This window comes from Pseudomonas sp. 58 R 3, assembly GCF_900006605.1.
In the GTDB taxonomy this organism is placed as follows: Bacteria; Pseudomonadota; Gammaproteobacteria; order Pseudomonadales; family Pseudomonadaceae; genus Aquipseudomonas; species Aquipseudomonas salomonii.
Map to the genome: position 1 here is coordinate 34,100 of NZ_CVTT01000025.1, position 22,330 is coordinate 56,429.

The following is a 22,330-nucleotide window of genomic DNA, read 5'->3' on the forward strand; positions in this document are numbered from 1 at the left end:
AAGCAACTGATGCTTTCAAACTCTAACCCGTAAATTCCATTTAGCGGATGTACGAGTAAATCAGTTTTCCTCTTTGGCTTATGCCATTACGCAACCGTAAGCACATAAGTCGATCAGAGGTAAAACAAGCGTGTTCAGAACCCACATAAGTCATGACATATCGTAATGTCGCGGCGTGCGTAATGCCGGCCCTGATATTTCGCGTCATGCAACTATTGTTGATAACTCATGAGTAAAGCGCCCCGATCATGAATATACGCCCGCCCGTGCTGTCGCCCTATACCAACCCTGCCAATACACATCCGAAACCTGTCGTCACGCCGCCAGCGGAAAATACACGCCCAAGTGCGCTGACCGGTCCAGGAGCGGAAACTTCAGGCCCGGGGCAAAAACCGAGCACCGCCCCAACCCCCAACCATGAGCTTGATTTCGCCAAAGGGGTGATTTATGGGTCAATCACCGTTCCCCCGCCCACGGCAAGCTATACGCAACAGGAGCGCCTACAGCGGGTCGACGCCTTCGCCGGTCGTGTAGTAACGCAAATCAAGAACATAGAAAGTGGCGAAGAAGGTGAAAGCAATATCCGGTTCCAGAAGACTCGTCAGTTCATGGAACCTGCCGGTTACTTTAGCGGCGGGTTACTGGCTGCCGGCTTGGATCCACATGAGAAAATAACGGTAACATTTAACTCATACGTTGGAAAATGGAAGCCGGAAGTCAAGACCAACACCGACACACGCACTTATTTTGCTTGGGAGATTGCAGCGGGCGCTCTAAAGCACGATAGGCCGGCCGCCGGCGGCCTACTCAACTTCCAAACAATGGAAATCAAGCCAGAAGACCGGAGCAAAATTAACGATTTGGAGGCCCTGGGCAAAAAGCTTCAAGACCACTGGAAAGATGACATCGCCAAACCCATGAGCGACAAGTCGGGTGCATTGGCAAAGCGCTCGGGCAAAGCCGATGCCTATGTCGTCAAGGGCACCTTACAAAGCCTGCGAAACGACAAGGCTATTTATAAAGCGCTGACACCTGAAGGTCGAGCAGCGATTGATCGCACGCTCGACAAGAACGGCAATGTGGTCATCCCAAATATATACGGCTACCCACTGGCCGGTTATGCGTTTATCCCTTATGTCAATTATCACGGCGATTATGACACCCGCCCCAATCAAGGCCTGATGATTGACTTGAAAAACGGTACGGTCAGTGAGCTGAAGGGAGATGATGAATTTGCGCGCTGGGCCAAAAACAATCGTGAAGCACTACTGGCCAGCTTCAATGGCGAAGACAAACAAGGTGGGAAAGATGCTCATTGGCCACCGGCGAGCACCGTCCTCGACAACTTGATTGCGGGTAATCATGCGCACTACCCCGGACGTCATAACCTTCTCAGCGATAAACAAGTCTCCGTCAGGGAGACATTTAATTACACCCAGTCGCGCAAAGAAAGTTATTACTTAAATTTTGGAGACCTGAAATCCGGCATTGCAAGGGATTATCAGGAGATTAACGCCAACAATGCAAAGTGGGCCGATCAAACCCAGGTATTTGGTTCTTCGCAGCAAACGTGGAAGGAAGCCAAAGAGTTGTGGGGACGCACCTTCGGCTACGTGCCCGTCCTTGGTAATGCGGGCAACATTTTCTTCGGTATTCATGACTCCATTTATGGCAAGACCGCCGAAGATCGCGTTGGCGGCACCGCTGCTGCGGTGATATCGAGCCTGCAGCTGGTGCACGAAATCACACCTGCCGTGGTAGAGGCCGGCCTTGGCGACATCCCGACAGCCGTTAATCCCTCATCATCCGGGCACTACAGCTGGAACTACAACGAGCTGACAACAGATTTTGAACTGGTGCGAAAATCACAAACATCTAACGATGTTGATACCGGCTCAGCTATACCAGCGAGTGCACCCAGCGTCCCGGCAGCCGATAAGCCTTCCCTGACCTTTGCGGGGATGCGTGAAGTGGAGTTCAGGGGCAAGGCGTATTTCGCAGCCGATGAGCCCGATGCCCTGGACGGCACAAGTTACTTGTTACGCGTGCAAGATCCAAAGGATCCAACAAAACTGGTGAGTAGCGGGATTGTTGCCAAGCCTGATGCAGCGGGCGTGTGGAAAAAAATCGGGGTGGAGGGTGGTGGAAAATGGTTCTGGGATCGTACACCTTCACCCACGCTCAGTGATGACCTGAAGTCGCCACCTTCGTTTGCCAATCAATTCCTCGATCTGGAGGGAAAAAAAATTAACGCGGCTGAAAGAGTCGATGAATTCTTGAAAATAAATGAACGGACGCACTATGAGTTTGCCACCCGAAACTACGAAGAGAACGGGAAAATCAAATCGAACTTCAATGTGTCCTGGAAAATCGACGAGACTGATTTTTCCGTTGAGCCAGGAGAAAAAGCACGCGTTACGGAACACAGTACCAGCGAGTACTCACCCAACTTTGTCCTGGATGTAAATCGTAATACTTACATCGTCACACGCACCGAAAACGGGCTGCTGAGTACCGCACCGTTGGATGCCGTGGCAGACTCGGCTGAAAATATCAGGAAAGCACGGCTGAAACAGTTTGAGGATGCCATCCCTGACGCCGACTTGCGCGCCCGCATTTCCGAGGTAGCCCATCAGGGCTCCATAGCACCCGCTATCATCGAGTTGAATACGGATGGCTCGATGCTGCAAGAGGGCTACCGCTTCGGCGCCGACGACACTCAGTATCACATTGAATACGACAGTTCCAAGAACGAGGCCAAGGTTCAGATCATTTCCAGAGGGCACCTCAATAACGGGGACCTGGATATAGAACACGTTCCCGGCGTAGAGGTAACGATCAAGAGAACGTTCACGATACGAGAGGGTAACGAGTTGGACAGCTCCTATACGATCGACAGCAATGCTCCATCCAGCATTGAAGTAACCGTCAAACCCCAACCGGAGCCGGTGAATAAACCAGCCCTTACCTGATCCCCTGAACGGCGGTAACCTCGGTGACCGCCGTTTTCGTTCGGGCAGCTTTTACAGGCTTGCCACTTCAGGGGTCTTTAATGGACAGAATCACCTTAAAACCGTTGCTACTCGCCGCCGGCCTCTTGGCCTGCATGCCCATGGCTCACGCCGCGAGCACCCTGGTCTACTGCTCCGAAGCCAGCCCCGCCGGCTTCGACCCCAGCCAGTACACCAGCGGCACCGACTTTGATGCCTCCGCTGAAACCGTCTTTAACCGCCTGACCCAGTTCAAGCGCGGCGGTACCGAGGTAGAACCTGGCCTGGCAACAAGCTGGGATGTCTCCAAAGACGGTCTGACCTACACTTTCCACCTGCGCGACGGGGTCAAGTTCCACACCACTGACTACTTCACCCCGAGCCGCGACTTCAACGCAGATGACGTGCTGTTTACCTTCAATCGCCTGCTGGATGCCGATAGCCCGTTTCGCAAGGCTTATCCATCCGAATCGCCGTACTTCACCGACATGGGTTTGAACACCACGATCAAAAGTGTCGAAAAACTCGACGAGCACACCGTGCAGTTCAACCTGAACAACGTCGACGCCTCGTTTGTGCAGAACCTGGCCATGAGCTTCGCCTCGGTGCAATCGGCCGAGTACGCCGCCCACTTGCTGAAAGAGGGCAAGGCCGAGCAAATCAACCAAAAGCCCGTAGGCACCGGGCCATTTGTGTTCAAGCGCTACCAGAAAGACTCGCAGATTCGCTACGTGGCCAATAAACAGTATTGGAAACCTGAGGATGTGAAGCTCGATAACCTGGTATTCGCCATCACCCCGGACGCCGCCGCGCGCCTGCAAAAGCTCAAGGCCGGGGAATGCCAGGTCAGCGGTTACCCGCGCCCGTCCGACATTGAAATAATGAAACAAGACCCCAACCTGCGCGTGCTGCAACAGGCCGGTTTCAATTTGGGTTTCCTGGCCTACAACGTGACGCATCCTCCGCTGGACCAGCTCAAGGTGCGCCAGGCGCTGGACATGGCCATCGATAAGCCGGCAATTATCAAGGCTGTTTACCAAAGCGCCGGACAATTGGCGCAAAACGCACTGCCACCCGCGCAGTGGTCTTATGACCCGACTATCAAGGATGCGCCCTACGATCCGACCAAGGCCCGGGCGCTACTAAAAGAAGCAGGGGTTGCACCAGGTACCACCATCAATTTGTGGGCCATGACCGTCCAGCGGGCTTCCAACCCCAACGCGCGCATGTCGGCGCAAATGATCCAGCAAGACTGGGCGAAGGTCGGTATCAAAGCCAACATCATCAGCTACGAATGGGGCGAATACATCAAACGCGCCAAAAATGGCGAGCATGACGCGATGATTTACGGCTGGACCGGTGACAATGGCGACCCCGATAACTGGCTCGGCGTGCTCTACAGTTGTGCCGCCGTGAAGGGCAGCAACTACGCCAAATGGTGTAACCCGGCCTACGACAAACTGGTGCAGCAGGCCAAGGTCAGCAACGACCGCGAGCAACGCATCAAGTGGTATCAACAGGCACAGAAAATTCTTAAAGAACAGGTACCTATAACGCCTATTGCGAACTCGACGGTTTTCCAGCCACTGCGTAAAGAAGTGCATGACTTCAAAATCAGTCCGTTTGGGCTGACGCCGTTCTACGGTGTCAGTCTAGATAAGTAACAAGAGCGCCCCAACCGAGTGCGCCAGACGCCTCGGCTGGGCTTTTTTGGTGCGCTCGATGCACCGAAAAAACCCTCTATATATATGCATTTATGTACAAACTTTCATAAATGCGACATTCCTGTACGTTCGTACCACAGTTTGCCTCTTGCAACGGTTCAGCATCTTGCAATGGGTATGGCCCCTGCATAAGTATCCGCAGGCCGACTCACGAGGTCGCCCTCACCACCAAAAATGACAACAAATCATGAGGCCAACATGCTTAAACACGCAGTCCTTCCGCTTTTAGTGAGTGCTGGCCTTATGGCCGCTGCTCCTTTCGCCCATGCGGCGAGTAACCTGGTGTTCTGCTCCGAAGGGAGCCCGGCCGGTTTCGACCCAGGCCAGTACACCGCCGGAACAGACTTCGATGCCTCGGCCGAAACCATGTTCAACCGTCTGACCCAGTTCGAACGCGGCGGCACCGCTGTGATTCCTGGGCTGGCCACCAGCTGGGACGTGGCCCCGGATGGCCTGACGTACACCTTCCACCTGCGTGATGGCGTGAAATTCCACACCACTTCGTACTTCAAGCCGACCCGTACCTTCAATGCCGATGACGTTCTGTTCACGTTCAACCGCATGATCAACAAGGACGATCCGTTCCGTAAAGCCTACCCCACCGAGTTCCCGTACTTCACGGACATGGGGATGGACACCAACATCAAGAACATCGAGAAAGTCGATGACCACACCGTCAAGTTCACCCTTGGCACTGTGGACGCCGCCTTCATCCAGAACCTGGCGATGAGTTTCGCCTCCATCCAGTCGGCCGAATACGCCGCTCAACTGTTGAAGGAAGGCAAGCCCGCGGACATCAACCAGAAGCCAATCGGCACTGGTCCGTTCGTGTTCAAGAGCTATCAGAAAGATTCGAACATTCGTTACACCGGCAACAAGGACTACTGGAAACCTGAGGATGTGAAGATCGATAACCTGATCTTCGCCATCACCACCGACCCGTCGGTGCGCATCCAGAAGCTCAAGAAAAACGAATGCCAGATCACCTTGTTCCCACGTCCGGCCGACCTCAAGGCGCTGGGCGAAGACAAGGACCTGAAACTGCCGCACCAGGCCGGTTTCAACCTGGGCTACATCGCTTACAACGTCATGCCGGTGATCAAGGGGCAGACCGCCGCCAACCCACTGGCCGACCTGCGTGTACGTGAAGCGTTGGACATGTCGGTGAACAAGCAGCAGATCATCGACTCCGTGTACCAGGGCGCAGGCCAACTGGCCGTCAACGCCATGCCGCCGACCCAGTGGTCCTACGACACCACCATCAAGGATACGAAGTTCGACCCAGCCAAGGCCAAGGAACTGCTCAAGGAAGCCGGCATTAAAGAAGGCACCGAGATCACCCTGTGGGCCATGCCGGTTCAACGGCCGTACAACCCGAACGCCAAACTGATGGCCGAGATGCTGCAGAACGACTGGAAACAGATCGGCCTGAAGGTCAACATCGTCAGTTACGAGTGGGGCGAGTACCTCAAGCGCTCCAAAGGCGGCGAGAACCAGGCCATGATCATTGGCTGGAGCGGCGACAATGGTGACCCGGACAACTGGCTGAACGTGCTGTTCGGCTGCGACTCGCTGGCCGGTAACAACTTCTCCAAATGGTGCGACAAGAAATTCGACGGCATCGTCAAAGAAGCCAAAGCCACATCGGACGTCGCCAAACGCACCGAGCTGTACAAGCAGGCGCAACATATCCTCAAAGATGCAGTCCCGATGACACCTATCGCGCACTCGACGGTGTATCAACCCATGCGCAACACCGTGCAGGACTTCAAGATCAGCCCGTTTGGCTTGAACTCCTTCTACGGCGTTAGTGTAAGCGGCAAGTAAGACTCAGTAGCGGCGACGTTTCATAACGTCGCCGTTATTGCATCCGCCTAGACCGTAGGAAACAGACCACAACCGCAACATTGCCTTCCTACAGCAATGAACTGCGACTTGTGCATCCGTTACCTACAAGGTCAATCCGTTTTGGCGCATTTACTGCAAGCTCCGCGACCCATACCGTCGTAGGACAGCAGAAGCGCCAACCTAGGAAAGGCACTTGCTGCGTGTGGGATCAGTGATGTCCACCAGGCCTGACGCCTGGGTGATTGCTCGCTGATGACAACAACAAACAAGGATCGGGATCGTCATGCGCCATACCACTGTTCTATCCGCAATTTTTGGCACCAGCCTGCTGGCTGTGGCCACGATGGGCCAAGCTGCCGAAAAGAAGAGCCTGGTGTTCTGCTCTGAAGGCAGCCCGGCAGGGTTCGACACCGCGCAGTACACCACCGCCACCGACAACGACGCGGCGGAACCTTTGTACAACCGCCTGGTTGAATTCGAAAAAGGTGCGACTGACGTGGTGCCTGGGCTGGCAACCAAGTGGGATATTTCCGAAGACGGCCTGACTTACACCTTTCACCTGCGTGAAGGGGTGAAGTTCCACAGCAACAAGGAATTCAAGCCGACACGCGACTTCAATGCCGACGATGTGCTGTTCACCTTCAACCGCATGCTTGACCCTGAATACCCGTTTCGCAAGGCCTACCCCACCGAGTTTCCGTACTTCAACGGGATGAGCCTGAACAAGAACATCGCCAAGGTCGAGAAGACCGGCCCCTACACCGTGGTGATGACCCTGAACACGGTCGACGCCGCGTTTGTACAAAACATCGCGATGAGCTTTGCCTCGATCCTGTCGGCCGAGTACGCCGAACAGTTGCTCAAAGAGGGCAAACCCAGCGACATCAACCAGAAGCCGATCGGCACTGGGCCGTTTGTATTCCAGCGCTACCAGAAAGACTCGCAGATCCGTTATGTGGGCAACAAACAGTACTGGGACCCAAGTCGCGTCAAGCTGGACCAACTGATTTTTGCCATCAACACCGACGCCTCGGTGCGAGTGCAGAAGCTCAAGGCCGGCGAGTGCCAGATCACCCTGCATCCGCGCCCCGCTGACGTCGACGCGCTCAAGGCCGATCCAAACCTGCAACTGTTGACCAAGCCAGGTTTCAACCTCGGCTACATCGCCTACAACGTGCGCCACAAACCCTTCGACCAGCTCGAAGTGCGCCAGGCGCTGGACATGGCGGTGAACAAGCAGAGCATCCTGAATGCCGTGTACCAGGGCGCGGGCCAACTGGCGGTCAACGCCATGCCGCCGACCCAGTGGTCCTATGACGACAGCATCAAGGACGCCGCCTACAACCCGGAAAAGGCCAAGCAACTGCTCAAGGCTGCCGGCGTTAAAGAAGGCACCGAGATCACCCTGTGGGCCATGCCGGTGCAGCGCCCGTACAACCCCAACGCCAAGCTGATGGCCGAGATGCTGCAAAGCGATTGGGCCAAGATCGGCCTCAAGGTCAAGATCGTCAGCTATGAATGGGGCGAATACATCAAGCGCACCAAGAACGGTGAGCACGATATCAGCCTGATCGGCTGGACCGGCGACAACGGTGACCCGGACAACTGGCTGGGCACCCTCTACAGCTGCGACGCCATCGGCGGGAACAACTACTCCATGTGGTGTGACCCGGCGTACGACAAGCTGATCAAGCAAGCCAAGGTCGTGACCGACCGCGAACAAAGGACTGTTCTGTACAAGCAGGCGCAGCAATTGCTTAAACAGCAAGTGCCGATCACGCCAGTCGCCCACTCGACGGTCAACCAGCCGTTAAGCGCCAAAGTCGAAGGTTTCAAAGTCAGCCCCTTCGGCCGCAACGTGTTTTCGGGCGTCAGTCTCAACCCATAAGAAAATAACCGGATGGTGCGGAGCCAAATCGGCTCCGTGGCAAACGTGCAGCCTTTTGTTGGGATTTATCCTACGGCAAACGTTTGCACTAGCTTGAACGAGTTACACACCCAATAGCCGGTTCACCTAAAAAGACCGGCATTAAAAAGAGAACCAAAGGAGCTCCACCCATGAAACTGAGCAGCAAAGCGCTTCTGGCCCTGGCCATCAGCAGCATCACGGCCACCGCATTTGCGGAAACCCAGAGCCAGGACTTCGTCCCCACCACATTGGCCGGCACCAGCGCCCAAAGCGAGGCCAAGGGCTTTGTCGACGGCGCAAGCCTGGGCGGTACCACCCGTAACTGGTTCTCCAACGAACAGAAGTTCCGTGGCGGCAAGTTCACCTACCAGAAGCACGGCGAAGCGCGCACTGATGCTTACCGTACCAACTGGGTACAGGGCACCATCCTTAACCTGAGCTCAGGCTTTACCCAAGGCACCGTGGGCGTCGCTACCGAAGTCGCGGCCTACAACGCTATCGTGCTGGACCGCAGCAAGCGCGACATCAAGGGTGGTTCCAACCGTACCCTGGCCGACTCCGACGGCGATGCAGTCGATCAGTGGAGCAAACTGGGCCTGGCCAACGTGAAGTTCCGTGTGTCGAACACCACCTTGACCGCCGGTCGCCAGAACTTCAGCAGCGGCATCGTCGACACCATCGGCAACCGTGCACTGCCATCGAGCTTCGAAGGTTTCGCCCTGAACAGCGAAGAATTCAGCAACCTGTCGTTCCAGGGCGCTTACTTCGACCGCGTGTCGCCACGTACCGAACAGAGCCTGTCGAAATTCCGCAGTGAATACGGCAATGGTCAGGAAGCGGATCACGTCTACACCGCCGGTGTGAACTACCAGCCGTTCAAGAGCCTGAAAACCAGCTTCTTCGGCGCTCAAGTCAAAGACTTCTGGAACCAGTACTACTTCGGCGCCACCCACGAACTGGGTGATGCTCAGACCCTGGCCCTGACCACCGGCCTGAACTACTACAAAACCGTCGACGAAGGCAAAAAGTTGATGGGCAAGATCGACAACGACACCTACTCGCTGTCGCTGGGCCTGACTCACCAGGCTCACAGCCTGACCTTCTCGTACCAGGAAGTTAACGGTAACGAATACTTCGACTACCTGCACGAAACCAACGGCATCTACCTGGCCAACTCCCTGACGTCCGACTTTAACGGTCCGAACGAGAAATCGTTCCAGGTCGCTTACGGCATCAACATGGCCGAATACGGCGTGCCGGGCCTGAAGTTCAACATCTACTCGGCTCGCGGCTGGGGCATCGACGGCACTCACTACACCGGCGACGGCGGCCGTGCCGGCTTCGCTTACAACGGCATCCAGTCCCAGGATGGCGAGAAACACCAGGAATACGGCATCGGCACCTCGTACGCCCTGCAAAGCGGCCCACTCAAGGCCACCACCATCCGTGGTACCTACGTGACTCACCGTGCCAGCGCCAACCAGGCTGACGGCAACATCCGTGAGTTCCGTCTGGTCACCACCATCCCGTTCAACATTCTTTAATTAGCGCCAGGTAGACGGCGGGCTCATCACGAGCCCGCCGTCTACGCTTGTCTGGTTTAATCGATTGCAGAGGGCTCTGAATGAAAATGCTCCCGCTACAAGCTGCCATTGCCGCTGCGCTGCTGAGCGTTGCGATCGGCGTTTCGGCCAAACCGCTGGTGGTCTGCACCGAAGCCAGCCCGGAAGGTTTTGACCCGGTGCTGTACACCACCGCTGTCACCGCTGACGCCGCCGCTGAAACCATGTTCAACCGCCTGGTGGACTTCAAGCCCGGCACCACCGAAGTTGTACCGGCACTGGCCAAGGCCCTGCCCGAGATCAGCGCTGACGGCCTGACCTACACCTTCCACCTGCGTGACGATGTAAAGTTCCACACCACCGACTACTTCAAACCCACGCGCAACATGAATGCCGACGACGTGCTTTGGAGCTTTCAGCGCCAGCTGGACCCGAATCACCCTTGGCACAAAAAGTCCCTCGTGGGCTACCCGTACTTTGAAAGCATGGGCTTCAAGGAACTGCTCAAGAGCGTAGAGAAGACCGACGATCACACCGTCGTCTTTACCCTGACACGTCCTGAAGCACCGTTTTTGGCCGACCTGGCCATGGCGTTTTCCTCGATTCACTCCGCCGAATACGCCGACCAGTTACTCAAGTCCGGCAAGACCGATGACCTGAACGCCAAGCCTATCGGCACCGGCCCGTTCATCTTCACCCGTTACGCCAAAGACGCGCAGGTGCGTTTCAAGGCCAACCCGGACTACTTCCGTGGCAAGCCGCCGGCTGACCCGCTGATTTTGGCGATCACCACCGACAACAACGTGCGCTTGCAGAAGCTCAAGGCCAACGAGTGCCAGATCGCGCTGTATCCGAAACCGGATGACGTGCCGAGCATGAAGGCCGACCCGAACCTGAAGGTTGCGGAGCTGGCGGCGATGACCACCGCCTACACTGCGCTGAACACCACCCACAAGTACATGAGCGACGCGCGGGTGCGTCACGCGATCAACATCGCGTTCGACAAAAAAGGCTACAACGAATCCCTGTACGGCAAAGGCAACGCCATCGATGCCACCGGCCCGTACCCGCCAACCCTGCTGGGTTTCAGCGACAAGCTGAAAAACCCGCCGCGTGACCTCGACAAGGCCCGCGCCCTGCTCAAGGAAGCCGGTGTACCGGAAGGCACCGAGTTCACCCTGTTCACCCGCAATGGCGGCGGCCCGACCAACCCGAACCCGATGCTCGGCGCCCAGCGCATGCAGGCGGATCTGGCGCAGATCGGCCTGAAGGTGAACATCAAGGTCATGGAATGGGGCGAGATGCTCAAACGCGCTAAAAATGGCGAGCACGACATGGTTTCCGCCGGTTGGGCAGGGGACAACGGGGACCCGGATAACTTCCTCACGCCAAACCTGAGTTGCGACGCAGCGAAAAACGGCGAAAACTACGCCCGCTGGTGTAACAAAGAGTTTCAGGACTTGATCGACAAAGCGCGCGCCATCGAGGAACCCTCGAAACGGGCCGCACTCTACGAACAAGCCATGGATGTCTTCGAAAAAGACCAACCGTGGATTCCCATGGCTTACCCGAAAATGTTCACCGCCATGCGCAAAAACGTCGAAGGCTTTACCCAAAGCCCTCTGACCACAAATAACTTCGCCACCACCCAGGTGAAGTAAATAAGAGAAGACGCTCGGCACCGTCGACATTGACGGTGCCGAACCTGCCTAACCGGCTGATTGAGGTACACAACAAGATGTTTAGTTTTATTGCCCGCCGATTGGGGTTATTGATCCCCACGTTTTTCGGCATCACGTTGCTCACGTTTGCGTTAATTCGCATGATTCCCGGCGACCCCGTAGAAGTCATGATGGGCGAACGCCGTGTCGACCCCGAGATGCACGCACAGGCAATGGAACGCCTTGGCCTGAACAAGCCGCTCTATGCGCAATACTTTGACTATGTAGGCAAGCTCGCCCACGGCGACCTCGGCGAATCGCTGCGCACACGCACCAGCGTGTGGACCGAATTCACCGCCCTCTTCCCTGCGACCCTGGAACTGTCCATGGCCGCCCTGTTGTTCGCCGGTATCCTGGGCCTGTTGGCCGGGGTGATCGCGGCCCTTAAACGAGGATCCCTGTTCGACCATGGGGTGATGGGCATCTCCCTCGCGGGATATTCGATGCCGATCTTCTGGTGGGGCCTGATCCTGATCATGTTCTTCTCGGTGAGCCTGGGCTGGACCCCGGTTTCCGGGCGTATCGACCTGCTCTACGACATCGAGCCGCGCACCGGCTTCATGCTGATCGACACCCTGCTGGCTGACGAGCCGGACGCATTCTGGGATGCCCTGCACCACCTGATCCTGCCCGCTATCGTGCTCGGCACCATCCCGCTGGCGGTGATTGCGCGGATGACCCGTTCGTCGATGCTCGAAGTGCTGCGCGAAGACTACATCCGTACCGCCAAGGCCAAAGGCCTGTCGCCGGCGCGCGTGGTATTCGTGCACGGCCTGCGTAACGCGTTGATTCCGGTGCTTACCGTTGTCGGCCTGCAAGTCGGCACCCTGCTGGCCGGTGCGGTACTGACCGAAACCATCTTCTCGTGGCCCGGCATCGGCAAATGGCTGATCGAAGCCATTGGCGCGCGGGACTACCCGGTGGTGCAAAACGGCATCCTGTTGATCGCCTGCCTGGTGATCCTGGTGAACTTCGTGGTGGATATCCTCTACGGCTTCGCCAACCCACGCATCCGTCACCAGCGCTGAGATCATGACCATGACCACACCTACTCAAGTGTCAGCAGTCGATCAAAGCCTGCTGTACCCGTCCCCGTACAAAGAATTCTGGCAAGCCTTCTCCAAGAACAAAGGCGCGGTTGCCGGCCTGCTGTTCATGTTGCTGGTGGTGTTTTGCGCGCTGTTTGCCCCGTGGGTAGCGCCGCATAACCCGAGCGAGCAATACCGTGACTTCCTGCTCACCCCGCCAGCCTGGCTGGAAGGTGGCCAGATGCAGTTCCTGCTGGGCACCGATGAACTGGGCCGTGACCTGCTCTCGCGCCTGATCCAGGGCTCGCGCCTGTCGTTGCTGATCGGTTTGTCATCGGTGGTGATGTCGCTGATTCCGGGCATCCTGCTGGGTCTGTTCGCCGGGTTCTTCCCGCGCCTGCTCGGCCCAACCATCATGCGCTTGATGGACATCATGCTGGCCCTGCCATCGCTGCTGCTGGCTGTAGCCATCGTCGCGATCCTCGGCCCTGGCCTGATCAACACCGTGATCGCCATCGCTATCGTGTCGCTGCCTTCGTATGTGCGCTTGACCCGCGCCGCGGTGATGGGCGAGTTGAACCGTGACTACGTGACCGCCGCCCGCCTCGCCGGCGCCGGCCTGCCACGCCTGATGTTCATCACTGTGCTGCCCAACTGCATGGCGCCGCTGATCGTACAGGCCACTTTGAGCTTCTCTTCGGCGATCCTCGATGCCGCGGCCCTGGGCTTCCTCGGCCTTGGCGTACAACCGCCAACCCCTGAGTGGGGCACCATGCTGGCTTCGGCCCGTGACTACATCGAACGCGCCTGGTGGGTGGTGAGCCTGCCTGGTTTGACCATTTTGCTCAGCGTGCTGGCAATCAACTTGATGGGTGACGGCCTGCGCGACGCGCTGGACCCGAAACTCAAGAACGCCGCCTGAGGAGATTCCCATGTCACTGTTAGAAATCAAGAATCTCAACGTGCGCTTCGGCGACAAGACCGCCGTACCGGTGGTCGATGGCCTCGACATCTCGGTCGACAAAGGCGAAGTACTGGCGATCGTTGGCGAGTCGGGCTCGGGTAAATCCGTGACCATGATGGCGCTGATGGGCCTGATCGAGCACCCCGGCATCGTCACAGCCGACGCGCTGAACTTTGACGGCAAGGACATGCTCAAGCTGAGCAACCGCCAGCGCCGCCAGATCGTCGGCAAAGACTTGGCGATGGTATTCCAGGACCCGATGACCGCGCTGAACCCCAGCTACACCGTGGGTTTCCAGATCGAAGAAGTGCTGCGCCTGCACCTGAAAATGTCCGGCAAGCAAGCACGCAAGCGCGCTATCGAACTGCTCGAAAAAGTAGAGATCCCAGGCGCTGCCAGCCGTATGGATGCCTACCCGCACCAACTGTCCGGTGGTATGAGCCAGCGTGTGGCAATCGCCATGGCAATCGCCGGCGAGCCGAAACTGCTGATCGCCGATGAGCCGACCACGGCACTGGACGTGACCATCCAGGCGCAGATCATGGAACTGCTGCTGGCCCTGCAAAAAGAACAGAACATGGGCCTGGTGCTGATCACTCACGACCTCGCGGTCGTGGCTGAAACCGCCCAGCGCGTGTGCGTGATGTACGCAGGCCAGGCCGTGGAAGTCGGCCAGGTGCCGCAACTGTTCGACATCCCGGCGCACCCGTACAGCGAAGCACTGCTCAAGGCGATTCCCGAGCACAGCCTGGGCGCCACGCGCCTGGCCACGCTGCCGGGTATCGTGCCCGGTCGTTATGACCGTCCGCAGGGTTGCCTGCTGTCGCCGCGCTGCCCTTACGTGCAGGAATCCTGCCGCGCCCAGCGCCCCGGCCTTGACCCGAAAAGCAACAGCCTCGCGCGCTGCTTCTACCCCTTGAACCAGGAGGTGGCGTAATGGCCGTCGTTCTTACCGCCCGCGACCTCACCCGTCACTACGAAGTGTCCCGTGGCCTGTTCAAGGGCCATGCACTGGTACGCGCGCTCAATGGTGTGTCGTTTGAACTGGAAGCCGGCAAGACCCTCGCCGTGGTAGGCGAATCGGGTTGCGGCAAATCCACCCTGGCCCGCGCATTGACGCTGATCGAAGAGCCGTCTTCGGGCTCCTTGAAAATCGCCGGCCAGGAAGTGGCCGGCGCCGACAAGGCCCAGCGCAAGCAATTGCGCAAAGACGTGCAGATGGTGTTCCAGAGCCCCTACGCCTCGTTGAACCCGCGCCAGAAGGTCGGTGACCAGCTCGGCGAGCCGCTGCTGATCAATACCAACCTGTCCGCCGCCGAACGCCGCGAGAAAGTGCAGGCAATGATGAAGCAAGTGGGCCTGCGCCCTGAGCATTATCAGCGCTATCCGCACATGTTCTCCGGCGGCCAGCGCCAGCGCATCGCCCTGGCGCGCGCCATGATGCTGCAACCCAAGGTGCTGGTGGCGGATGAACCGACCTCGGCGCTGGACGTGTCGATCCAGGCCCAGGTACTCAACCTGTTCATGGATTTGCAGCAGGAATTCAACACCGCCTACGTGTTCATCTCCCACAACCTGGCAGTGGTGCAGCACGTCGCCGACGACGTGATGGTGATGTACCTCGGCCGCCCGGTGGAAGTCGGCCCCAAGGAAGACATCTACGCCCGCCCGCTGCACCCCTACACCCAGGCGCTGCTGTCGGCCACCCCGACCATCCACCCGGACCCGAACAAGCCGAAGATCAAGATCGTCGGCGAACTGCCCAACCCGCTGAACCCGCCGCCTGGCTGCGCGTTCCACAAGCGCTGCCCGTATGCCACGGCGCGGTGCAGCAGTGAGGAGCCGCAGTTGCGCGCATTGGATAACCGTCAGGTGGCTTGCCACTACGCGGAGCAGTTTGTGGCATAACGAGATCGCTGGATCGTTCCCACGCTCTGCGTGGGAACGCCGCCCAGGACGCTCTGCGTCCCGTCGCTCGATTGAGGCGTGACGCAGAGCGTCACAGGATGCATTCCCACGCGGAGCGCGGGAACGATCGACTTAGAGGAGTTCTACCGCCCCACCCGTCGGATTGCGCATCAGTCCGGCAGGTGGGGCTTTTTTCATCTCGACTCAGGTATCGCTGTCACCTTCAGGGGTGTCATCGTCATCTGACGGCGCTTGCTGGTCATCGTCATCCTTGGAACCGCCCTGGTCTTCATCACCAGGCTCTGCCTCGCTCTTGGCCAACTGCAAACCCCCCACCTGCGCCGTCTTCGCCGCCACATAGCCTGGGGCCTGGCTCTGCACGGCCGTACTGGCCCACGCCGATGAAGCGCCCAGCGATAACATCACCAACACTTTCAGCAACAGCACCAAACGTTGAAAGATAGTCATGGTCGATTTCCGTCCAGTCAGTGAAACACGTGCGCCAGTGTTCGACCGGCGCTGTGAATGAAGCTAGTTCCGTTCTCGGGTTTATGCCAATCAGGCCTCAGGTATCGCCGTCATCGTAGGTTTCGCTGTCCTCACCTTCGTTGTAGGGGTTTTCTTGATCTTCCTTGGGCGCGGGCTGAGCCTGGGGCTGCCAGCTGCCGGAGTTGACCTCCTTCTGCTTTTTCTTGGTGACCGGGCCAGTGTCTTTCCACTGTGGCGTGCCGGTATCCGCCAGCGCCGCTGTGCCGGCCAGGCCCAAAGCCGCCAGCAGCATCAGCTGGACGGCACGTTGAGTTATACGCAAGGTCGCCTCCGGATCCGTCGGTGAATGGGTGAAGTATTTGAATACGCTAGTCCGGATGCGGGGTTCGCGCCAATGGCCCAGACAGATGAAGATCAAAATGTGGGAGCTGGCTTGCCTGCGCCCACATTAGGTCGGCAGCGCGCGCACAAAAAAGGGCGAAGCCATGACAGCTACGCCCTTTGGTGTACCGCGCGGACCTTAGTGGTGTTCGCGCGTCGCACGGAATTTCACATCCGGCCAGCGCTCTTCCATCAGTGCCAGGTTGACCCGCGTCGGCGCCAGGTAGGTCAGGTGACCACCGCCGTCGATCGCCAGGTTTTCCACGGCTTTGTTGGAGAACTCTTCCAGCTTCTTCTTATCGCTGCAATCGATCCAGCGCGCGGAGTACACGGTGATTGGCTCGTAGGAGCATTCGACCTTGTATTCCTCTTTCAAGCGGCTGGCGACCACATCGAACTGCAGCACACCGACGGCGCCGAGGATGATGTCGTTGCTGCGCTCAGGGAAGAACACCTGGGTGGCGCCCTCTTCCGCCAGCTGCTGCAAACCTTGGCGCAGTTGCTTGGATTTGAGCGGGTCACGCAGGCGTACGCGGCGGAACAGTTCCGGGGCGAAGTGCGGGATACCGGTGAACCCCAGGGCTTCGCCTTCGGTGAAGGTGTCGCCGATCTGGATGGTGCCGTGGTTGTGCAGGCCGATGATGTCGCCGGCAAACGCCTCTTCCAGCTGTTCACGCTCGGAGGAGAAGAACGTCAGGGCGTCGCCGATGCGCACGTCCTTGCCGGTGCGCACGTGGCGCATCTTCATGCCTTTTTCGTATTTGCCGGAGCAGATGCGCATGAAGGCAATACGGTCGCGGTGTTTCGGGTCCATGTTCGCCTGGATCTTGAACACGAAGCCGGTGAATTTCTCTTCGACCGGCTCCACGGTGCGCTCGTTGGCAACCCGGGCCAGGGGCTTCGGCGCCCAATCCACCACGGCGTCGAGCACATGGTCGACACCGAAGTTGCCCAGAGCCGTACCGAAGAACACCGGCGTCAGCTGGCCGTCGAGGAATTCCTGCTGATTGAACTCGTGGCAGGCGCCCTGCACCAATTCGAGCTGGTCGACAAAACGGTCGTACTCGTCACCCAAGTGGGCGCGGGCTTCGTCCGAGTCGAGTTTTTCGATGATCTTGGTTTCGGTGCGTTCGTGACCGTGGCCGGCGGTGTAGACAATGATGTAGTCATCAGCCAGGTGGTACACGCCCTTGAAGTCGCGGTAGCAACCGATCGGCCAGGTGATCGGCGCGGCCTTGATCTTCAGGACCGCTTCGATTTCATCCAGCAGCTCGATCGGGTCGCGAATGTCGCGGTCGAGTTTGTTGATGAAGCTGACGATGGGCGTGTCACGCAGGCGGCACACGTCCATCAGCGCGATGGTCCGTGGCTCAACGCCTTTACCGCCGTCGAGGACCATCAAGGCCGAGTCCACCGCAGTCAGGGTGCGGTAGGTGTCTTCGGAGAAGTCTTCGTGGCCCGGGGTGTCGAGCAGGTTGACCATGTGATCGCGATACGGGAACTGCATGACCGACGTGGTAATGGAAATACCCCGTTGCTTTTCCATCTCCATCCAGTCGGATGTCGCATGGCGGTCGGATTTGCGGGATTTCACCGTGCCGGCCACAGCGATTGCCTTGCCCATCAGCAACAGCTTCTCGGTGATGGTGGTTTTACCGGCATCGGGGTGGGAAATAATGGCGAAAGTGCGGCGTTTCGCGACTTCGGCGGCCTGGTGGGTCATGGGAAATCGCCTGGCAGGTGAGTCAAAAAAGGGCGGCGAGTATAGCGCAAACCCCAGGCGCCGGACCACCGTTCACCCGATTGGGGGTGGCTAAATGCTGCCAAGTATGGAACCTTTTAAAAGGTAGAGACGTCCACTCCCCTGCTACCGCACTCGGAACAGGGGCTGAAAAATCAGCAAGTTAGCCTGACGAGGCTGCGCTCATGGCTCGATCGCATACCGCGTTGCCGGTATCGGCGAGCTGCTTTTCGCGAACCTATTCGAAGGCAGCCAGCAATGGCATTGCCGCCGGAGAATGTGTTCGCCGACAAAAGAAAAAAAGGAGTCCGCCTGTGGCTATTCGCTATGGCAAAGGGCTGATAGGAGGTGCGGTTGTCGTCGCACTCCTGGCCCTGCTGGTCCACTGGATCGGCATCAACACGATCGAGATGTACCGCGACGATTTGTTGTTTTACCTGCAAGCACACCTGATCCTCGTTCTAGTCTCCATGCTGGCCGCCCTTGTTGTGGGCATCCCCGCCGGTATCCTGCTCAGCCGACCGAACATGGTCGGGCGCGCAGAACGCTTCATGCAGATCTTCAACATCGGCAACACCGTCCCTCCCCTGGCCGTACTGGCCATCGCCCTCGGCGTCCTCGGCATCGGCAGTGGCCCGGCCATCTTCGCGTTGTTCCTCGCCTCGTTGCTGCCCATCGTGCGCAACACCTACGAGGGCCTCAAAAACGTTCAAGGCTCACTCAAAGAAGCCGCCACCGGCATCGGCATGACGCCGCGCCAGGTGCTGTTTCGGGTGGAACTGCCCAACGCCGTGCCGATCATCATCGGCGGCGTGCGTGTGGCCCTGGCGATCAACGTCGGCACCGCACCGCTGGCGTTCCTGATTGGCGCCAACAGCTTGGGCAGCCTGATTTTCCCCGGCATCGCCCTGAACAATCAGCCGCAACTGCTGCTCGGCGCCGCGTGCACCGCGCTGCTGGCCTTGCTGCTCGACGGTCTGGTGACCATGGCCAGCCGCCTCTGGCTGGAACGCGGAGTGCGTGCGTCTTAAGGCTTGGCAAAGGAAATCACATGAAAAAACTGACCTTGATATTGAGCTGCGTCCTGCTGTTTGCAGGCATTGCGCAAGCCGCCGAAAAACCAGTAATTCGCATCGGCGCCCGGGTGTTCACCGAACAGACCCTGCTCGCCGAAATCACCTCCCAATACCTGCGCACCAAAGGCTACGACACCCGCGTGACCGGCGGCCTGGGCAGTAACCTGGCGCGCAGTGCCCAGGAAAGCGGGCAGCTGGATTTAATTTGGGAGTACACCGGCGTGTCGCTGGTGGCCTACAACCATATCGACGAGAAGCTCGACAGCGAACAGTCCTACGCTCGGGTGAAAGAACTCGACGCAAAAAAAGGCCTGGTCTGGCTCTCTCCGTCGCACTTCAGCAATACCTACGCCCTGGCACTGCCTGAAAAAGTGGCCAAGGAACACCCTGAGATCAACAGCATCAGCGACCTCACCCAGGCCATGGCGCAACACACCCAGGAAAACCGCCTGGTCGCCCTGGACACCGAGTTCGCCAACCGCTCCGACGGCCTGGCCGGCATGGTCAAGCTGTACGACATGAACCTCACGCGCAAAAACACTCGGCAGATGGACGCCGGCCTGGTCTACACCGCGCTGCGTAATGGCCAGGTGTTTGCGGGTTTGGTCTACACCACCGACGGTCGCCTGAATGCCTTCAAATTGAAGCTGCTGGAAGACGACAAGCACTACTTCCCGGACTACACCGCCGCGCCGGTGGTGCGTCAGGTTTATCTCGACGCGCACCCGCAATTGGCCGCCGACCTGAAACCACTGGCCGCGCTGTTCGACGACGAAACCATGCGCCAGCTGAACGCGCGGGTCGACGTCGACCATGAAAGCCCATCCGCCGTGGCCGCAGATTTTCTGCGCCAGCATCCCATCAGCCAATAAGAGGAGAAGACATGGAATTTTTAAACGCCTTTTCCCATCTTGATTGGGCCCAGGTCCTGCACCTGACCTGGCAGCACATCACGCTGGTCGGCATTGCGGTCATCCTGGCAATCGTCGTGGGCGTGCCCCTGGGCGTGCTGATGACCCGTTTCCCGTCACTTGCCGGCCCGTTGCAAGCCAGCGCCACGGTGCTGCTCACCGTGCCGTCGATTGCCTTGTTCGGCCTGCTGCTGCCGTTCTACTCCAAGTTCGGCCAGGGCCTGGGGCCGATGCCGGCGATCACCGCCGTGTTCCTCTACTCGCTGCTGCCGATCATGCGTAACACCTACCTGGCACTGACCGGCGTTGAGCCGGGCATTCGCGAAGCCGCCAAAGGCATCGGCATGACCTTCGGCCAGCGCCTGCGCATGGTCGAACTGCCGATCGCCGTGCCGGTGATCCTCGCCGGTGTACGCACCGCCGTGGTGATGAACATTGGTGTGATGACCATCGCCGCCACCATCGGCGCCGGTGGCCTGGGTGTACTTATTCTGGCTTCCATCAGCCGCAGTGACATGTCGATGCTGATCGTTGGCGCCGTACTGGTCAGTCTCCTGGCCATCTTCGCCGACCTGCTTCTGCAATGGCTGCAACGCTCGCTGACTCCAAAAGGACTGCTCAAATGATCGAACTTCAAAACCTGACCAAGACTTTTCAAAGCAACGGCAAAACCGTATCCGCCGTGAACGACGTAAGCCTGACCGTCAACGAAGGCGAGATTTGCGTATTCCTCGGCCCGTCGGGCTGCGGCAAGAGCACCACGCTGAAAATGATCAACCGCTTGATCAAGCCCACTTCGGGCAAGATTTTGATCAATGGCGAAGACACCACCGACCTCGACGAAGTGACCCTGCGCCGCAACATCGGCTATGTGATCCAGCAGATCGGCCTGTTCCCGAACATGACCATCGAAGAAAACATCGTGGTGGTGCCCAAGCTGCTCGGCTGGGACAAGCAGAAATGCCATGACCGTGCTCGCGAGTTGATGAGCATGATCAAGCTCGAACCCAAGCAGTACCTGCATCGCTACCCACGCGAATTGTCGGGCGGCCAGCAGCAGCGCATCGGCGTGATCCGCGCGCTGGCGGCGGATGCGCCGTTGCTGCTGATGGACGAGCCGTTCGGTGCGGTCGACCCGATCAACCGCGAAATGATCCAGAACGAGTTTTTCGAGATGCAACGGGCGCTGAACAAGACCGTGATCATGGTCAGCCACGACATCGACGAAGCGATCAAGCTGGGCGACAAGATTGCGATTTTCCGTGCCGGCAAGCTGCTGCAGATCGACCACCCGGACACGCTACTGGCACACCCGGCTGACGAGTTCGTGAGCAACTTTGTCGGCCAGGACAGCACCCTCAAGCGCCTGCTCCTGGTGAAAGCCGAAGACGCGGCGGACAACGCCCCGTCGGTAAGCCCGGAAACCCCGGTGGCCGAAGCGCTGGAGTTGATGGACGAGACGGACCGCCGTTATGTGGTGGTCACCTGCGCCGAGAACAAGGCACTGGGGTATGTACGACGCCGCGACCTGCACCGTCAGACCGGTACGTGCGGCCAATACCTGCGCGAGTTCAACGCCACGGCGGCGTATGACGAGCATTTGCGCATCCTGTTGTCGCGTATGTACGAGTTCAACCGTTCGTGGTTGCCGGTGATGGACGCTGAGCGGGTGTTCCTCGGTGAAGTGACCCAGGAGTCGATCGCCGAGTACCTGAGCTCCGGTAAGTCGCGTGGGGGCAAGACCAGCATCGTGTCGCCGGCCGAGACTGCACTCGCATGACCTGACGCGCTGCGGTCAAAATGTGGGAGCGGGCTTGCTCGCGAAGGCGGAGTGTCAGTCACAGGATGCATTGGCTGATACACCGCATTCGCGAGCAAGCCCGCTCCCACATTGGATCTTCACTGTGCCTGAAACACCTCAAATTGCCCCATCCGGGGAACATCAATCCGTCACACCTGTCGGTTACATAAGTAGCTGCACGCGACCTCGCGACGAACGCGTGCAAAAACGCGACATTTTTAGTTGATCTATGTCCCCTCACGTCCTAAAGTTCGCGCCGAACGTCCATGCTGGAAAC

The 22,330-nt window shown here is 58.4% G+C and carries 17 protein-coding genes; 14 read left to right on the forward strand and 3 right to left on the reverse strand.

Translation table 11 applies throughout. The annotated features are described in order from the left end of the window. The first annotated feature begins 248 nt into the window (after positions 1 to 248). The 10 genes from BFP92_RS02735 to BFP92_RS02780 all read left to right on the forward strand — a co-directional run bounded on the left by BFP92_RS02735 (position 249) and on the right by BFP92_RS02780 (position 15,654). Positions 249 to 2,972, forward strand: a complete 2,724-nt coding sequence (locus tag BFP92_RS02735; RefSeq protein WP_239694233.1) for a hypothetical protein — start codon at positions 249 to 251, stop codon at positions 2,970 to 2,972. Positions 2,973 to 3,052: 80 nt separating this feature from the next. Further along, the gene (locus tag BFP92_RS02740; protein ID WP_065911595.1) at positions 3,053 to 4,654 is read left to right on the forward strand and encodes an ABC transporter substrate-binding protein; all 1,602 of its coding nucleotides are present in this window, start codon (positions 3,053 to 3,055) and stop codon (positions 4,652 to 4,654) included. 258 nt (positions 4,655 to 4,912) lie between these two features. Further along, positions 4,913 to 6,541 (forward strand): ABC transporter substrate-binding protein, encoded by a 1,629-nt coding sequence (locus BFP92_RS02745; protein ID WP_065911597.1) that lies wholly within the window; start codon positions 4,913 to 4,915, stop codon positions 6,539 to 6,541. Between the two features lie 304 nt (positions 6,542 to 6,845). After that, the gene (locus BFP92_RS02750; protein WP_065911598.1) at positions 6,846 to 8,450 is read left to right on the forward strand and encodes an ABC transporter substrate-binding protein; all 1,605 of its coding nucleotides are present in this window, start codon (positions 6,846 to 6,848) and stop codon (positions 8,448 to 8,450) included. A gap of 170 nt (positions 8,451 to 8,620) precedes the next feature. Continuing rightward, complete coding sequence (locus BFP92_RS02755; RefSeq protein ID WP_065911599.1) at positions 8,621 to 10,015, forward strand: OprD family porin; 1,395 nt, start codon at positions 8,621 to 8,623, stop codon at positions 10,013 to 10,015. A gap of 80 nt (positions 10,016 to 10,095) precedes the next feature. Further along, a complete protein-coding gene (locus BFP92_RS02760) occupies positions 10,096 to 11,694 on the forward strand; it encodes an ABC transporter substrate-binding protein (protein ID WP_065911600.1) in 1,599 nt (532 codons plus the stop codon). Between the two features lie 77 nt (positions 11,695 to 11,771). Beyond that, on the forward strand, positions 11,772 to 12,782 hold the full coding sequence (locus tag BFP92_RS02765; protein ID WP_056859204.1) for an ABC transporter permease subunit: 1,011 nt from the start codon (positions 11,772 to 11,774) through the stop codon (positions 12,780 to 12,782). 10 nt (positions 12,783 to 12,792) lie between these two features. After that, a complete protein-coding gene (locus BFP92_RS02770; protein WP_065911602.1) occupies positions 12,793 to 13,704 on the forward strand; it encodes an ABC transporter permease subunit in 912 nt (303 codons plus the stop codon). Positions 13,705 to 13,714: 10 nt separating this feature from the next. Further along, positions 13,715 to 14,683, forward strand: a complete 969-nt coding sequence (locus BFP92_RS02775; protein WP_017138287.1) for an ABC transporter ATP-binding protein — start codon at positions 13,715 to 13,717, stop codon at positions 14,681 to 14,683. Continuing rightward, positions 14,683 to 15,654 carry a peptide ABC transporter ATP-binding protein gene (locus tag BFP92_RS02780; RefSeq protein ID WP_017138288.1) on the forward strand — a complete coding sequence of 324 codons (972 nt, stop codon included), beginning with the start codon at positions 14,683 to 14,685 and terminating at the stop codon, positions 15,652 to 15,654. The genes BFP92_RS02775 and BFP92_RS02780 overlap by 1 nt, the downstream gene beginning before the upstream one ends. A 204-nt stretch (positions 15,655 to 15,858) precedes the next feature. Here the strand turns inward: BFP92_RS02780 and BFP92_RS02785 are convergent, their stop codons facing one another. From BFP92_RS02785 to BFP92_RS02795, 3 genes are all read right to left on the reverse strand, one after another. Then, a complete protein-coding gene (locus tag BFP92_RS02785) occupies positions 15,859 to 16,122 on the reverse strand; it encodes a hypothetical protein (protein ID WP_065911604.1) in 264 nt (87 codons plus the stop codon). A 97-nt stretch (positions 16,123 to 16,219) separates the two neighbouring features. After that, a complete protein-coding gene (locus tag BFP92_RS02790; RefSeq protein WP_065911606.1) occupies positions 16,220 to 16,465 on the reverse strand; it encodes a hypothetical protein in 246 nt (81 codons plus the stop codon). Between the two features lie 198 nt (positions 16,466 to 16,663). Next, complete coding sequence (locus tag BFP92_RS02795) at positions 16,664 to 18,247, reverse strand: peptide chain release factor 3 (protein WP_017138290.1); 1,584 nt, start codon at positions 18,245 to 18,247, stop codon at positions 16,664 to 16,666. 332 nt (positions 18,248 to 18,579) lie between these two features. On the opposite strand from BFP92_RS02795, the gene BFP92_RS02800 reads away from it, so the two are divergent. The 4 genes from BFP92_RS02800 to BFP92_RS02815 are packed head-to-tail and all read left to right on the forward strand — an operon-like array spanning position 18,580 to position 22,032. Further along, positions 18,580 to 19,296, forward strand: coding sequence for an ABC transporter permease (locus tag BFP92_RS02800; RefSeq protein WP_065911609.1), 717 nt, complete (start codon positions 18,580 to 18,582; stop codon positions 19,294 to 19,296). A gap of 20 nt (positions 19,297 to 19,316) precedes the next feature. Beyond that, positions 19,317 to 20,213: a glycine betaine ABC transporter substrate-binding protein gene (locus tag BFP92_RS02805; RefSeq protein WP_065911611.1), complete on the forward strand. Its 897-nt coding sequence runs from the start codon at positions 19,317 to 19,319 to the stop codon at positions 20,211 to 20,213. An 11-nt stretch (positions 20,214 to 20,224) separates the two neighbouring features. After that, the gene (locus BFP92_RS02810) at positions 20,225 to 20,878 is read left to right on the forward strand and encodes an ABC transporter permease (RefSeq protein ID WP_017845447.1); all 654 of its coding nucleotides are present in this window, start codon (positions 20,225 to 20,227) and stop codon (positions 20,876 to 20,878) included. After that, positions 20,875 to 22,032 (forward strand): osmoprotectant ABC transporter ATP-binding protein OsmV, encoded by a 1,158-nt coding sequence (locus tag BFP92_RS02815; protein WP_053131666.1) that lies wholly within the window; start codon positions 20,875 to 20,877, stop codon positions 22,030 to 22,032. The genes BFP92_RS02810 and BFP92_RS02815 overlap by 4 nt, the downstream gene beginning before the upstream one ends. Positions 22,033 to 22,330: the final 298 nt, after the last annotated feature.